Source organism: Shewanella gaetbuli (genome assembly GCF_023284065.1).
GTDB lineage: Bacteria > Pseudomonadota > Gammaproteobacteria > Enterobacterales > Shewanellaceae > Shewanella > Shewanella gaetbuli.
The window spans coordinates 69,706-85,154 of the sequence record NZ_JAKIKP010000007.1; the positions used below are offsets into that span (position 1 = coordinate 69,706).

10 protein-coding genes are annotated in these 15,449 nt (G+C 40.6%); 3 read left to right on the top strand and 7 right to left on the bottom strand.

Features of this window, described 5'->3' with window-relative positions; genetic code table 11:
* The first annotated feature begins 156 nt into the window (after positions 1–156).
* Both L2672_RS10780 and L2672_RS10785 read left to right on the top strand, forming a co-directional pair.
* Entirely contained in the window at positions 157–912 is a 756-nt protein-coding gene (locus L2672_RS10780) for a phytanoyl-CoA dioxygenase family protein (protein ID WP_248995860.1), read from the top strand.
* 65 nt (positions 913–977) lie between these two features.
* Complete coding sequence (locus tag L2672_RS10785) at positions 978–2,084, top strand: NHL repeat-containing protein (RefSeq protein WP_248995861.1); 1,107 nt, start codon at positions 978–980, stop codon at positions 2,082–2,084.
* Positions 2,085–3,221: 1,137 nt separating this feature from the next.
* Here L2672_RS10785 and L2672_RS10790 read toward each other — a convergent pair.
* Complete coding sequence (locus L2672_RS10790; protein ID WP_248995862.1) at positions 3,222–4,025, bottom strand: alpha/beta hydrolase; 804 nt, start codon at positions 4,023–4,025, stop codon at positions 3,222–3,224.
* A 50-nt stretch (positions 4,026–4,075) separates the two neighbouring features.
* Positions 4,076–5,185, bottom strand: coding sequence for an alcohol dehydrogenase catalytic domain-containing protein (locus tag L2672_RS10795; RefSeq protein WP_248995863.1), 1,110 nt, complete (start codon positions 5,183–5,185; stop codon positions 4,076–4,078).
* 35 nt (positions 5,186–5,220) lie between these two features.
* Between L2672_RS10795 and L2672_RS10800 the strand changes: the two genes are divergently transcribed.
* Entirely contained in the window at positions 5,221–6,072 is an 852-nt protein-coding gene (locus tag L2672_RS10800; protein WP_248995864.1) for an AraC family transcriptional regulator, read from the top strand.
* A gap of 35 nt (positions 6,073–6,107) precedes the next feature.
* Here the strand turns inward: L2672_RS10800 and L2672_RS10805 are convergent, their stop codons facing one another.
* From L2672_RS10805 to L2672_RS10825, 5 genes are all read right to left on the bottom strand, one after another.
* Complete coding sequence (locus L2672_RS10805; protein ID WP_248995865.1) at positions 6,108–7,412, bottom strand: NAD(P)/FAD-dependent oxidoreductase; 1,305 nt, start codon at positions 7,410–7,412, stop codon at positions 6,108–6,110.
* 21 nt (positions 7,413–7,433) lie between these two features.
* Positions 7,434–7,742, bottom strand: coding sequence for a 2Fe-2S iron-sulfur cluster-binding protein (locus L2672_RS10810; RefSeq protein WP_248995866.1), 309 nt, complete (start codon positions 7,740–7,742; stop codon positions 7,434–7,436).
* Between the two features lie 44 nt (positions 7,743–7,786).
* Positions 7,787–8,977, bottom strand: a complete 1,191-nt coding sequence (locus L2672_RS10815) for a cytochrome P450 (protein ID WP_248995867.1) — start codon at positions 8,975–8,977, stop codon at positions 7,787–7,789.
* 198 nt (positions 8,978–9,175) lie between these two features.
* Positions 9,176–11,524, bottom strand: coding sequence for a beta-galactosidase (locus L2672_RS10820; protein ID WP_248995868.1), 2,349 nt, complete (start codon positions 11,522–11,524; stop codon positions 9,176–9,178).
* Between the two features lie 102 nt (positions 11,525–11,626).
* Positions 11,627–15,085: a TonB-dependent receptor gene (locus tag L2672_RS10825; protein WP_248995869.1), complete on the bottom strand. Its 3,459-nt coding sequence runs from the start codon at positions 15,083–15,085 to the stop codon at positions 11,627–11,629.
* Between the last annotated feature and the right edge of the window lie 364 nt (positions 15,086–15,449).

Genomic DNA, 15,449 nt, shown 5'->3' on the forward strand with positions numbered 1-15,449 from the left:
ACTAATAAACTAGATAAAACAGTTGCTTAACTAAACCTCAATATATTCATATATGAATGCAATATTTTTATATAAATTGTAGTTGAAATTATCAGCAATACCAGCAATCATTGTCAACAATAAACATTAATCAAGATGGGTTAAGGACAATAACTAATGACAATAACCGCCGAGCAAATTACCCAATTTAATCAAAACGGCTATTTGATTATGAAGAGTTACTATTCTCAGGAAGAAATTTCACGTTTACAACAAGCTGCATTTAACGATGATTCATTGTATGAGCGAGCTTGGGATAAAAAAGATGCACAAGGCGCTGTAAGTAAAGTCTGTTTATGGCAAAAAACCGGTGACGACTTTTACAGCATGTTTTCACGCGGTAGACGGTTAGTCGAAGTATGCGAAACACTCATTGGCGAAGAGGTTTACCACACCAGTACCAAAATCATGATGAAAGAGCCTTTTGTGGGCGGCGCATGGGAATGGCATCAAGACTTTGGTTACTGGCACCGCGACAACTTAATGCTTTATCCCAAAGCGATAAGTTGCATGATAGCCATTAATAAAGCGACCCCTGAAAATGGTTGCTTACAGGTGTTAAAAGGCTCACACCACTTGGGCCGTTTAGACCACAACAAAACCGGTGACCAAAAAGGCGCTGCTATAGAGTTCGTTGAAGAAGCGATGAAATATCACCCCCTAGTTAATGTGGAACTTGAACCTGGTGACGTATTATTTTTCCACTGTAATTTACTGCATAAGTCCAACCAAAACCGCTCTTCAGAGCCACGTTGGTCGATGATCAGTGCCTATAATGCCATCACAAATCAGCCCTTTAAACCAAATGAAGCGGTTTATTATCCATTAAATCGAGTGGACGATGACGCTATTATAAATTGGAAAGCCAGTTAATTTTACCGAACAGTTCTTTTATTTACCGCTCAATTTTTTGAGCGGTAACATCATATGAGAAAATCATGCTTTCAAAATCATCTAATCAAACTGCTGTTCTCACGCAACATGCTTTACCTAAAAATGGAAAAGACCCTCACGGTAAAATAATTGGCCACGGTGAGTTTACTTATTTAATTGATGCAGATTGGGGCAAACTTGATCCGAATAAATACCCCATCGAAAACTGCCATGGTTTTGCTATGGATGCCAAAGGGCGCATCTTTATGATCACCGATAATCCTCGCAATAATATTTTAGTTTATAGCCAACAAGGAGAATTACTGGATGCATTCAGCAGCCAATTTCCAGGTGGTCATGCAATAAAAATTGTTAAAGAAGGTCAGCAAGAATTTATTTATGTAGTAGACAGTGGCTGGATAGTCAATCGCCAATGGGACGGTAAAAGTGTCGACAAATGGGATAGTCCTTATAACAAAGTCATTCCACAAAGTGGCTTTGTGGCAAAAATGACCCTAGACGGCAAGCTTATCTATACTATTGGCCATCCACAAACATATGGGGTGTATAAACCAGAACAGCCTTTTCGCCCAACCGATATAGCTATCGCCCCCAATGGTGATTTGTATGTCACCGACGGCTATGGCAGTGACTTTTTACTACATTACGACAAGCAAGGTCAGTACATTAATCATTGGGGCGGTCATGATAATAAAGATTCAAACTACAACCTCCATAACACCCACGGTATTGAAATAGATCGGCGTGACAAACAAAATCCCACTTTAATTGTAAGTTCGCGATTTGAACAATGCTTAAAGGTATTTTCATTAGCTGGAGAATTTATCAATAAAATTGATACAAATGGCGCTTATATTGGCGGGCCAGTTTTCAAAGACAACTTATTCTTCGCTCCGGTTTGTTGGTCACATGTCAATAACCATAATGCCGACAACACAGGTTTTATCAGTATCTTTGATCAAAACAATACTGTAATAGCCAATTTGGGCGCAACACAACCAGAGTACATTGACGGTCACTTGCAACCCATGCAAAGCACTGAAGATGTATTTAATCACGTACATTGTATTTGTGTCGATCAGGACAATAACCTTTATGTAGGACAGTGGAATGCTCAGCAAAGCTATCCTATGAAGTTGATAAAACAATGATTTATCAAACGCATTCCAGCAATGTCTCATCACACGTCATTCCGGCAATGCTTTAAACCGGAATCTGCTTTTACTGCCACAATCCAAAAGCAGACCCTCGTTTAAAGATCTCGAGGGTGACGGGGTTATCGTCATTCAGGCAATGCTTTAAGCCGGAACCTGCTTTTACTGCCACAATCTCAAAAGCAGACCCTCGATTAAAGATCTCGAGGGTGACGGGTAGTAAAACCCTCAAATGTGGCGGGGTTATCGTCATTACTGCGACGCCCCACCACACGTCATTCCGGCAATGCTTTTGAGCCGGAATCTACTTTTACTGCCACAAACCAAAAGCAGACCCTCGAGTAAATAACTAGAGGGTGACGGGGTTATCGTCATTACTGCGACGCCCCACCACACGTCATTCCGGCAATGCTTTTGAGCCGGAATCTACTTTTACTGCCACAAACCAAAAGCAGACCCTCGATTAAAGATCTCGAGGGTGAACGGGGATATCGTCATTACTGCAACGCCTCACCACACGTCATTCCGGCAATGCTTGTAAGCCGGAACCTGCTTTTACTGCCACAATCTCAAAAGCAGACCCTCGATTAAAGATCTCGAGGGTGACGGGTAGTAAAACCCTCAAATGTGGCGGGGTTATCGTCATTACTGCTACACCTCACAACACGTCATTCCGGCAATGCTTTTGAGCCGGAATCAACTTTTACTGCCACAAACCAAAAGCAGACCCTCGATTAAAGATCTCGAGGGTGACGGGGTTATCGTCATTCCGGCAGTGCTTTTGAGCCGGAATCCGCTTTTACTGCCACAAACCAAAAGCAGACCCTCGATTAAAGATCTCGAGGGTGACGGGGATATCGTCATTACTGCAACGCCTCACCACACGTCATTCCGGCAATGCTTGTAAGCCGGAACCTGCTTTTACTGCCACAATCTCAAAAGCAGACCCTCGATTAAAGATCTCGAGGGTGACGGGTAGAAAACCCTCTAGGTTGGCGGGTAGGAAAATCTCAATTGTGACGTATTAAAGATCTCGAGGGTGACGTGTAGAAAATCCTCTAGGTTGGCGAGTAGGAAAAACTCAATAGTAACGGCTATGAAAACCTTTAGGCTAATACATATAAATTTCAGGCATTATTGTGCTTGTTCTATATTGGCAAAAAACTCAAACGTCTTCGCCACATGCAGATGCCAATACTCCCAACTATGTCCACCATCAAATATTTCAAATGTATGGTTAATATTGGCCGTAATAAGTTGCCTTACTAATTGGCTATTAGCAGTAAAAAGCGGGTCATCTTTACCGCAATCTAATCTTAACGGTACTAATGTCGATTTATTATCATTTAATGTAGTGAACACATCTCCACCATAATTATCAGTGGTTTGTTGCAATGCACCCAATGTCTTACGGTCTACAAAATCAGTGAAATCTTCAATATTGGTAATTGACGAATGAGCAGATATACCGCTAAACACTTTAGGATACTTCGCTCCTAGCCGTAATGCGCCATAGCCGCCCATTGATAAGCCACAAATATAAATATTTGATTTATCAGAACACATAGGTTGAGTATCAATAACTGCGGAAATGACATCTTCAACAACCCAAGATTCATAATCAGCATGATTAAATGGTAAATAACCACTGCCTTCAAAATGGCCTCCATCTGATGGCATTACCAGCACAAACTCATTTAAGCCTTGCTGACGCAGGTTTTGATAAACCTGCTCTACTTGACCTAACTGACTCCACACCCAGTGACTTCCATATACCCCGTGTAACAGTATGATAATTGGCACGTTTGTACTCTGTGTGGCTTGGCAATAAACACTAATATCGCCTCGGCCATTCAGGTGGCTACTATAAGCCGTAATCGTGACAAAATTATCATCGCAGGAATTAAGAGGTGAAACTTCTAAACGATTGATTGTCATTAATAATTCCCTACAAAATAATAATTAAACCGTAAGTTAGATTGGTTAAGTTAGTCATCAAACACGATAACGCCTTTGGCAATCCGTCCTGCCAACATGTCGTCGAAACCTTGTTGTAATTCGGCTAATGAATAGGTTTTCGTTACCAACTCATCTAGTTTCATTTTACCTGCATCGTACAATTGAATAATTTGGCCAAAATCTCGCTTTGGGTTGCACTGTCCATACAGTGGATTGATATAAATTTTGTCCCATTCAAACAACTCACAATCAAAATCAATTTTTTGCTCAATACCACTGACCTGCACGGCTACACCGGCACTTCTAATTAATGCCAATGGAGCTGAACCTAAAGCTGGAACGGCGGTACATTCAAAGCCATAATCGGCACCACGGCCTTGTGTTAAGGCTTTAACTTGAGCAACCATTTCAGTCAAGTTAGGGTCATCTTTACTGGCCACAATGATATCAGTAGCACCAAATTGTTTAGCTTGTTGCAAACGAGATTCTGACAAATCAATAGCAATGATTTTAGCCGCCCCGGCAATTGCCGCACCTTGAATCACATTTAAACCCACTCCACCACAGCCTAAAACCGCAACAGTAGAACCCGCTTTTACTTTTGCAGCATTAACCACTGAGCCATATCCGGTCATTACACCACAGCCAACAATACTTGCACTGGGGAATGGTATATTACTGTCAATTTTTATCACCGCGGCTGATTTGACTATGGTGTATTCACTCATGGTGCCTAAATGAAATGAGCGGCTTAAACTATCACCATTATGTTGGCATCCTTGCTCATGGGCATGTCCGCATAAACCATCGCCCGTTACAGGGCTATTAACCTCACAAATATGTAAGTTACCTTCTTGGCACTGAAAACATTCACCACAAGGAATTGCCCAATTCAAAATCACTTTATCGCCAATAGCTAAGCCAGTTACATTGTCACCAAGTTCGACTACAGTACCCGCCCCCTCGTGGCCAATGATGAACTTCTTATTCCAAGTTTGAATAGAGTCCAAATCGGTATGGCAGATACCCGAGGCATGTATTTTTATTTTTACTTCGCCTGCCTCTGGCTTACCTAAGGTTACGGTGTCAAAAAAGAAACCTCCTTTGCCGTCTGCAATTGCAGCCTTTGCCTTGTACATGTAAACTCCTAATTGTTAACAATAAGTATAAATATATGAAAAAACCAACAAGTTACTGCGAACCCTATTGCTTAAAAGATGGCTGCGACTTTGAAATCCATTATGTGAGTCATTTGCATCATGATAGCTACACATGCTTTTTGCATTTTCATCAAGTGCATGAGTTCATTTTTTTTGAACAAATAGATGGCAGTTACTTCTATCATCAGGGAGAAAGCCTACTTGCTGATTTTGAAGCCGTGTTCACGCCATCAATGGAAAGCCATAACTTTGTACTAAACCCACGCCCCAAATCTTGGTATATCGTTCAATTTATGCCTGAACTCCTCAATGACCCATCCATAAACCAATTTACTGAGATACTAAAAACCGGTTTGCATTTGCAATTTTCCACTGAGGTACAACAAAAAATTCATCAATTACTGGGTTGGTTATTGACTGAATTTAACCAAAATCCCCAAAGCCATACCTGCAAACAATTGTTCAATAGTCTTGTGACCGTAGTGTGCGAATATGGCAAAAGCAGTTTAACCAGCAAGCAAACTCCGCTAAATGTCTCAAATAGCTACCAAAAACTGGCGCCATTAATGGCTAAATTAACTCAACCCACGGCGATAAATTTGTCGTTAGAAGAGGCAGCCAAACTATGTCACCTATCACCGTCTTATTTCTCTAGAGTATTTAAAAATCACTTTAGAGTGGCTTACTCTGATTATATGATCCGCCACAAGCTCTATAATGCTGCCAGGTTATTAGGACAAACGACTACGTCAGTCACTGATATTTCTTATGAATTAGGCTTTTCCAGTTCGTCATATTTCATCAAGCAATTCAAACAACACTTTAATGTCACCCCGCATCAGTACCGCAAACAATTAGCCCACTGAACTATTGCGCTACCGACCATTCAACAAAGACAGTGTTAGCTAGAAACCGCTAAAAACAAGCTTTCTTTAGATAACGCATCACCACTTTGCAATGCCGTCTTATCAACTAATAGATTTTGCTTTATCGCCTGCGTACCCAGCACATAAGCTTTGGTATAATTAACCGCTTCTACGCACAGCAATTTATCCGCTTTAAAATACCAAACTGAAAACTGCTGGGCTGACTCTTGTTTCACAACAAGTTCATCATAGCCTTCAGACAAACCAACAATTTGTAATTTGCAATCATATTGATCTGACCAAAACCAAGGAACTGTATGCTGAACAGGCTCACCTTGAGGTAATTTCCCCGTTAAAAACTGTGCCGCAAGCTTGGCTTGGTCAACGGCATTTTGAACTGACTCAAGCCGAATCCATCTTTGATACAGTGAACTAAACTGTTGAGTGCAATCACCAATAGCAAAAATATCTTCATTAGATGTTTGGCAAACCTCATTCACTTTAATGCCTTGCTCAACGTCAACACCCGCCTCAAGCGCTAATTGGGTATTTAACCTAACGCCCACGCCAACAATTATGAAATCGGCACAATATTCAGTGCCGTCACTACACACCACAACTTGCTTGTGAGTATTTTTATTAGCGAGTGGCTTAACTTCAATTACGTCTTTATCTGTCAGTAATTCAACACCTTTATTAAGATGTAATTCAGTTAAAAAGTCAGACATTACAGCTGAGGTTACTCTAGACAATATCCTCGGCTGCTTTTCAATTACGGTGACTTTGGCACCCATTGCGATAAAAGATGACGCACTTTCAAGCCCAATATAGCCACCACCAATAATCACCACGTGTTTATCTACACTATTAATCAGCGCAGCTTTAATCGCCTGTGCATCGGCATAAGTGCGCATGGTAAAGATTGAGCGATTATTGAGAGAATCATTCACTTCTAAGCCTGAAATAGGCGGAATAAAGGCTCGACAGCCTGTGGCTAACATTAATTTGTCATAATGAATACATTGACCGTCATCAAGAGTGATCTGCTTGGTTAAATGATTAACAGCAGTCACCTTATTGCCAAGTTTAAAATCAATATTGTGGTCGTTGTAGGCTTTCTCAGCTTTTAAAGGTGTCGACTTCAACTCTGCTGATTGCAACGTTTTTTTAGATAATGGCGGCCTGTGATACGGTAACTCGGGGTCACTGTCTATTAACGTGATACTGCCAGTCCACCCTTGTTGACGCAGATTAAAAGCAAAATTAACCCCTGCATGACTGGCACCAACAATCACTACAGCACCATTGTTAGAATGAAGCTCTTCAGCTGAAAATTGCATGGTTTAACCCTTTAATTGATATTAGTTTGCAACGACAAAAGTCATTCCATCAATTTGATCAGACACGTCAATTTGACAACACAAGCGGCTGTATTCGGTAACCTTGTCGTCTAACTCCAACATATCGCTTTCAACTTCTTGTGCAGCACCTACTTTGTCAAAGTCTGCTGGGTCTACATAAATATGGCAGGTAGCACACGAACAAACACCGCCACAATCACCATCAATACCCGCTACACCGTTTGCCACGGCTAACTCCATTAAAGAGCCACTGTCGCCTTCTACTTCCATTGAGCCGTTGTTTTGAGTCACAAAAATCACTTTAGCCATGGTTTAATCCTTTATTGTTGGTTTTAGTTTTATTGCGTTATGCGTTATTTAGCCGTCAGGCTAACTTCAAGACGGTTAAAGCCCACTTTGCGTGAAAACTCGCCTAACTGTTCAATGTTTTCATCAGCGCTAACAACATTAATATCAGCCACTTTATTTGCCAGTGTCAGCACCAGTTGCCTTAAAATTTGCCTTGCGTGTGTTGCTCCTAAACAGTTGTGATGACTAAAGCCAAAACTCACATGAGGATTGATTTTGCGGTCAAAGTCGACAGTGTTGGGGTTGCTAAACACGTTTTCATCTCGATTGGCAGAGGCCCAGCACAATGACACCCGGCTATCTGCTTTTATGGCATGTTCACAAACAGTTGTATCTTCAGTGGCAACACGACCCATTTGGGTTAAAGGAGAAAAATAGCGTAATAATTCTTCAACGGCTCGGTTAACAATATCTGGCTCGTTAGCAATTCGCTGTAAATCACTGATGTTTTCACTAAAGTAAGCAATGGTATTCGTAATGGCGTTAATAACCGTATCTCGACCACCTGCAAAGGTTAAAATCATCACACCTTTAACTTGTTCCTTGGTCAGTTTTTTGCCGTCAACTTCCGCATTTAGCAGTACCGAAAAAAGGTCTTCTGTGGTGGGAACACTGGGCCTTGTTTTAGCCATTGTTTTATCAATTTCAGCGTCAATGTAGTCATATAAAATATTGGCTTTATCTGCATCTAAGTTACTGGATTCACTTCTAAATACATGTGTTCCCCAGTCAATCCAAGTTTGTGCCCTATCCATTGAAGTATTTAGTAGCAAAGTCAAGGCTTTTGACTGTAGCGGCAAAGCAAAACTAGCCACAATATCAATAGCGTTCTGCTGTAAAGCATGGTCAATGGTGTTATCAATTATCTGTTGTAACTTAGCTTGGTAAGCATTATCTAATGGACGTTTAAACCAAGGGTTAAGTAATTGTCGAAAACCAGTATGTTCAGGCGGGTCTAACTCGAAAGGGATTTGACGTGTATCTCTAATCGCCACTTCTGAAGGAATGACAATTCTTCCTGGGGTTGAGCCAGATTGAAAAGTAGTACAATTATGTGCAACTTTGCGTAATTCTTTTAAACCCAATATCATCTTTACTGGATCGTTTTGATCGTCCATATCCCCTAATCCAGAGGTAGAGCGCTTTTGTGAAAATGCATCGTCAAACTGGCTTATTGCTTTAGGTTTAGCTTTCATTGTTGCCTCTTGTTATTGCTATGGCTTAAATGTAATAACTTGTTAACATCCTAGCGTGGCAATAGGCGGCAAAATACACATATCACATGTAAAAGTATCACTTTTATGCTTTTTATTGTCATAACTGGTGAGGATTTTGAGCCATAAAAAAGGGCTAATGCTACTTAGCCATTAACCCTATACTTCAATCAAAATGAGTTAGTCTTCTAACCTTTGCTGATACATGGTTGAAGTTACCTCTTTAACCGCATCAATTAATTGCGGGTAAGGCGTATCGGTCACAGTAACAAAACCAATGTTGGCATTTTCACCATCAAATGCTCGGCCAGTTAGCGGCTCGTCAACATATTGAAACCAGTGCGCGCCTACCATATACGGTTTTTCTAACACACTTTGCATGTACTTTTTGTACTTATTGGCTCTATCCTGTTGACCGCTGGCATGAACAATTCCTGGGTTGAACAGGCCTGAACCATCAGTACTGCCAATATGAAACTCACCAATTACCACCGGTAAATCAACCTTTTCTAGAAACAGCCAAAAGTGCGGTTGCATACCTTCTTCATAAATATTAAAACTCAATACATCAGAATATTTTAGCGATGCCTTAATAATTTCATCCGGCATTCCCCAATTCGCCATTCTGGCGCCCATATATAGATGATTAGGCATTTTATCCGCTAAGGTGTTGTGCACAACTTTAAAGTATTGCTCACCTAAAATTTCTAATAAACTTGATAAATCAGCTACTTGAGCCTGGCTAAACTGGCTGAAGCTCACTCCTTGGTTAAGAGTGTCCCAATCACTAATCTCGGTTTGCCAAGCAGTATTTAACTGCTCAATTTTGGTATATTTTTGCTTTAAAAATTCACTAAAGGCTTTTTTAGCTGGGCTTTCAGTTACGCTTTTAGACAAGGCATCTAATATAACGCCGTAGCGTGCTTCTACAGAGCCTTCTCGCTCACCCCAGCTTTTTTCATTATCAATAAAAATACCTGCACACCAGGGTGAGTCTTTTACAGACTCTGAAATCTCATCAATAGTCACTTTAGCGCGGCGGGCAAATTCTGGGTCAAAAGGATCAGGCATTAGGCCCCAATGATTTACTGAACCAGACAGGGTTTTAAACTCACCAATAATCCAACCATTGGCAAAGTATGGCACTTGTTTAGCCGCATAAAAAGCCGGGTCAACCCAGTTACCAAATGAAGTGAAGCCCCAATCTTTCATTCGAGATAATGTGACTTCATGCCATTTAGTAAGGTATGCGCCATCAGGTTGATTACCGTATTTACGCTGTAAATTGGCCTGATAAAAACTGTAGGTTTCACCATGAGGCATTGCCCCTTTATGGGTTGAGCGGCGATAACTATAGTGTTTAGCTAATGGGTCTGAATATTCAGGTAACCAGTTAAACATATTGTGGCGTAGCGGTGACGCAACGTAACGGCTATCTTTAATCGCTTGGGCAATTTGCACTGTCCCCATTGAGTCTTCAGGAGTAGTTTCATTCGGGTCACGATATCGTACGGCATCATCTTTATAATCAATCCCCGTTAAAGTCGACATGTTAGCCATTCGCACATTAGCTGGCCCATGGGAGAAAAACACATGCCCTTCAGGGTCAACCATCCACCACTTACCGTCTACTTTTTCAGTTCTAAAAAATCCAGTGGCGGTTAACTTAGGCCCTTTAGTATACCCACCGTATATAGAACGATTTGGCATCCCGGTTGACGCATCAAGTTGAGCAAGCTCCTCTGCCGTTTGCTGTGCTAATTGCTCATCGGAGGTAATTTTTAACGGGTAGTCAATAAGCGCATTTTGACCATATTGATCTACAATGTTTTTAAGCCATTGTGGATCAGGCTCTGGGTTTGCCCTAATGCGGATATCTTTAATTTGTATTGAGCGATTTTCTAATAAACCTATGGTGAAAAAGTTCAAAGCGGCAATTTGAGTTAAGTCAACATTATCGGCACGCCACGAACGCCAAACCATTAATAGGTCATCGGTTTTCCAAGGCATCGCATCGCCCCAAAAACCAGCTTCAGTATCGGCTTCTACTCCGTTTAACGGAAAAAATACTGTGCCCTTATATTGAGGCGCAATACTGATTGAACGGCTTTGATATTCCCCTTGCTGATTTTCAACAGACAAGTAAAAGTGAACCGATTCATTTTGCGGGTTCACCACATCAAACGCTAAGTTATAGCGACTTAATGATGATAAATCCCAAGGCTGGTGTGGTTTTATGGTTAGTTTTGAAATGTTCTCTTGAGCTGAAAAATTAATCTGTAAATGGTCTTTTTCAATGGCACTTTTAGCAGTGGTATTTTGTAACCAACCTTGCGGTTCCACCGAGGTGAAATCCACCAAAGTCATCAAATTGGCCTCTTGATGACTAGCAGGGTTATTAGGTTCAATTTCAGATGTTGACAGCTCTTTTGCCGTTATCAGTGACTCAGGTGATGCGGCTTGCTGGCAGCCTGCTAAAGTTAAAGCACCTAACAATAACGCATTACGATAAACAAATGGGACGTTCATATTACCCTCCTTGTCGAAACTTTCTGACATAGTAATGGTGGTTAATCCATAAAATAATCATAAAAAAGGGCCACTAATGTGACCCTATAACGAACGATGTGATTAGAAGTTCATACGCGCATTTAAGCGGAATGTGCGACCTGTTTGATATTGATAAACCGTACGAGAGTCGGTTGCATTACCATCAATTGGACTACCTTCATCAAGTACCTCTCCATTCACATTTAAGAAACGGCTAGTGTAATATTGACGCACACCTTCATCAGTTAAGTTAACTGCTTGAAATGAGAAAGTAACAAAGTCATTCAGTTTATAACTTGCTGAGAAATCAAGCGTTTGACGACCTTCTTCCCACAAAGAACCCGACTCCCAAGAGCGTTGGGCTAACTGGTCTGAGTTACCACGGTAAGATAAGCGTAATTGATGACCGTCTTTTTCCCAGAATGCCGTTAGGTTATAACTATGCTCTGGCGTATAAGCAACCTGCAATGAAGGCAACTTCACTGAATCATCAATTGAAGATACCTCCTGATCATAAGCACTATCTTGGTAGGTATAGTTAGTTTGGATACCAAAGCCTGATAACCATCCGGGCAACATGTCAAAAGTTTGCATGTATTGCAGCTCAACCCCTTTAATGGTTGCACCTTTACCATTTTTGATACGGGTTGTTTTAAACTGAGCACACATTTGCTCTAAGTCACCAGAGTACATCCAGTCTTCTCTGAACTCATCACTACCCTGAAAACGCTTTGGCATACATTGTTCAAGACTGTCTTGACCAGCAACCAACACTAGATCATCTGGGTTATATGTTTCGCCTTCAGTTAAGCCTACATCACGAAGGTCATCCATATATGTGACTACTGTTTCAGACTCTTCAAAGTTAGTCATATCTTTGTAGAACAAACCGGCTGATAACAAACTTGTTTCGTTGAAATACCACTCATACGATAAATCAAAGTTGACAGATTCAAGCGGATCAAGTTTAGGCGACGTCAACGTAATGGTGTTATTACGGTTATATCCACCCCATTGAGTTTCGCGCACTTTAAAACCAGGACGAAGTGAGTCAATTTGCGGTCTTGCCATTGTTTTAGAAGCCGCAAAACGTAAAATGGTATCGTCCATCAATGCATAGTTTAAGTTAAGGCTTGGTAAGAATACGTCATACTCATGTGTACCCGTTACTCCAAATGTACGACGACTTCTATCTTCTGCCACTAACTGACCATTTTCATCTAACTGGCGATCGCCATAGACATAATACTTTTCAGTTGAAATATCACTATGACGCCACAACCACCAATCTGATTCATTTGGATTACCACGAACCGCATTAGGGTCAAAACATGGACCTTCATCTGGGCGCGCAACATCATCACTTAAGTCACTTGTCCCAACAGTATCGTAACCATTACCATCAACACGTCCCCAACGAGCTTCTGCGTTCCAATCAGTACCATAAAATGGAATGCCACTACATTCTGGCAGGCTAGAATCACGCAATTCAGCCAATTTGAAAGGGTCCATTAATCGGCCAACGTTACCTGGATCAAAGGCAAACTGCACACCTGACGAACCAGAAGTATCTACAGTAGTTTTAACATAACGGACACCAAGATCACCTGTTAAACGGCCATCAACTAAGTCAAAATTCGCTTTTACATATGTGGCAAAGTTCTCAAGTTCTGCTGAGCGAGTATTTGAGTCGTCAGGGGTAAAACCAACCACAGGCGAGCCTAAGGCTAAATCAAATGCCTTGAAAGCTGAAAAAGTTGTCCAGCCATCTGTCACTGAATCTCTGCCATAACCATTGCTAGACATGAAATCATCAACTGGGAAACCTTCATCTGTGGCAAACAAGTCACCACTTAATGAATTTAAGCCATCATTTAAAACTGTTGGAGCCCCGGTGTATGGATTATTGATAACAATACCTTCGCCAACACTATTGAAGCCATTTTGTTGATCATCAACATATTTTTCACGCTCAGAGTATTTAGCACCAAACTCAATACTTCTTAATGGGCCAACATCTAATACCCAGTCAAAATCAACAAAGGCTGACTTTTGTATATCTTCAACTGCCACAACAGAGCGATTTAAGAAAGTTAAATGCTGAGCATTTAATTCATCCGCGTTAAAACCAGTAGTTGAATAGTTATCCCAAACATTTAATGGGTCACCAAACTCATTGTTAGCACCAAAATCAATTAAGCCACTACCATCAACAATAGTACATGGGCCATTAGTACAGTCGTAACCTACTGGCTCTATGTCTGTTGCAGGCACATTTTTAATTAACCAGCGGTTAATATTGCCATAGTTTTGCAAGGCAATATAAACTTGGTTTTCAGGAATACGCTCAGACTTTGAATACCCCAAACCGGCTTCCATAACAAGGTTGTCAGTAATGTCATGACGCACATCAAATGATACTACGGTGTTTTCTTCTTCAAACTTATTTTCAGACTGGCTTAAGCCGCCATCGCCAAAGCGGTTCAAGTATTTAGTAAATGTATTGGTTTTGGTGTCAATGGTATGCCAACTTGCTTGCGGGTCACTCCACTGTGACGGGCCGCCACCTAAACCAGGGTCAACCCCTTCTATCATGTTACCTTGCTGGCCACTTCGCACTTGAACACCATGCATCGAGCTTTCAAATTTTTGCTTGGTGTAATTAGTATTAAGATTAAATTCGGTAGAATCTGTAGGCGCCCACTGTAAACCTAAGTTAAAGTTCATGCGGTCTACATCATTGTTATACAGCTCGTAGCGGGTATTTTTATTAGTCAGACCCCAAACGTCTTGTACTTCATTACCGTCTGTATCGGTTGCTAAATGAGAAAACTCAGACACCCAATTATCAGCAGTATATTGATCTTTACGATAAGAATTTGTTTCTTTAACCGCTGTAAAGATAACCCCGAAGGTGTCATCTAGTAACTTTTCAGAAACTGTGCCTGAAACCTTGTAGTTATCATCATCCAGTAAATCGTTATAACGACCTTCAACCGTTACAGTTCTAATTTTATAATTTAAATCTAACGGCTTGTTAGTGATCAAATTAATGTTTGCACCTAATGCCCCTTCTTCATGGTCAGCACTGGGTGTTTTTACAACTTCAATTTTAGATAAAATATCTGAAGAATACTGCGATAAGTCAACGCTTTGGCTAAAGTCTGTTGAACCTAACTGCACACCGTTCATGCTGATATTGTTTTGCTGAGAATTAGCACCACGAACAGTAATACGTGAACCTTCACCGTCAACTGATTGCACCGTCACACCCGTTACACGAGATAATGCATCAGCAATATTTTGGTCAGTAGATTTACCAATATCTTCAGAGTTGATTGAATCGGTTAAGTTTTCTGAAAAGCGTTTGTCATTAATCGATTTTTTTAAACTGCTTTTTAAACCCTTAACCTGAATCACTTCAATTTCATCAGTATTAGCATTTTGGTCATTTTCTTCTGCCACAACTTGCATAGACATTGCGGTTAGCAAAGCAAGGTACACAGAGCTGTATTTATATTTGGACGTTTGAATTGGCATGTTACTCCCCCAAGAGCGTTTATGTTTCTGCCGAAGCAAAGCTGCATAGGTTAATTTTTTGTTGCAACTTAGTTTCAAACATTACTAACGCATCGAACCTGTGTCAACATAATTTTGTTAACAATATTCAATTTATTTTTTATTATTTTAATTGTTATCAAATTGTGCCTATAGCTTTAAAGTCAGACTCAAACACAACAGAAATAAACTTAACCTTCTGATTTTTATATACAGTTTTTAGTATAAGTTTGATTTTAACAGATGAACCATTGTAACAATATTGTTAATTACCTTGCGAGGAAAAATAAGGTTTTTGTTAATTTTTGTTGAATTAATCATACAAAAACAATCCAAAACTCCCGAT

Excerpts from the sequence above, each read along its gene's own strand:
- L2672_RS10810 (WP_248995866.1), bottom strand. The coding sequence starts at position 7,742 with ATGGCTAAAGTGATTTTTGTGACTCAAAACAACGGCTCAATGGAAGTA.
- L2672_RS10785 (WP_248995861.1), top strand. The coding sequence starts at position 978 with ATGCTTTCAAAATCATCTAATCAAACTGCTGTTCTCACGCAACATGCT.
- L2672_RS10795 (WP_248995863.1), bottom strand. The coding sequence starts at position 5,185 with ATGTACAAGGCAAAGGCTGCAATTGCAGACGGCAAAGGAGGTTTCTTT.
- L2672_RS10780 (WP_248995860.1), top strand. The coding sequence starts at position 157 with ATGACAATAACCGCCGAGCAAATTACCCAATTTAATCAAAACGGCTAT.
- L2672_RS10820 (WP_248995868.1), bottom strand. The coding sequence starts at position 11,524 with ATGAACGTCCCATTTGTTTATCGTAATGCGTTATTGTTAGGTGCTTTA.
- L2672_RS10790 (WP_248995862.1), bottom strand. The coding sequence starts at position 4,025 with ATGACAATCAATCGTTTAGAAGTTTCACCTCTTAATTCCTGCGATGAT.
- L2672_RS10825 (WP_248995869.1), bottom strand. The coding sequence starts at position 15,085 with ATGCCAATTCAAACGTCCAAATATAAATACAGCTCTGTGTACCTTGCT.
- L2672_RS10815 (WP_248995867.1), bottom strand. The coding sequence starts at position 8,977 with ATGAAAGCTAAACCTAAAGCAATAAGCCAGTTTGACGATGCATTTTCA.
- L2672_RS10805 (WP_248995865.1), bottom strand. The coding sequence starts at position 7,412 with ATGCAATTTTCAGCTGAAGAGCTTCATTCTAACAATGGTGCTGTAGTG.
- L2672_RS10800 (WP_248995864.1), top strand. The coding sequence starts at position 5,221 with ATGAAAAAACCAACAAGTTACTGCGAACCCTATTGCTTAAAAGATGGC.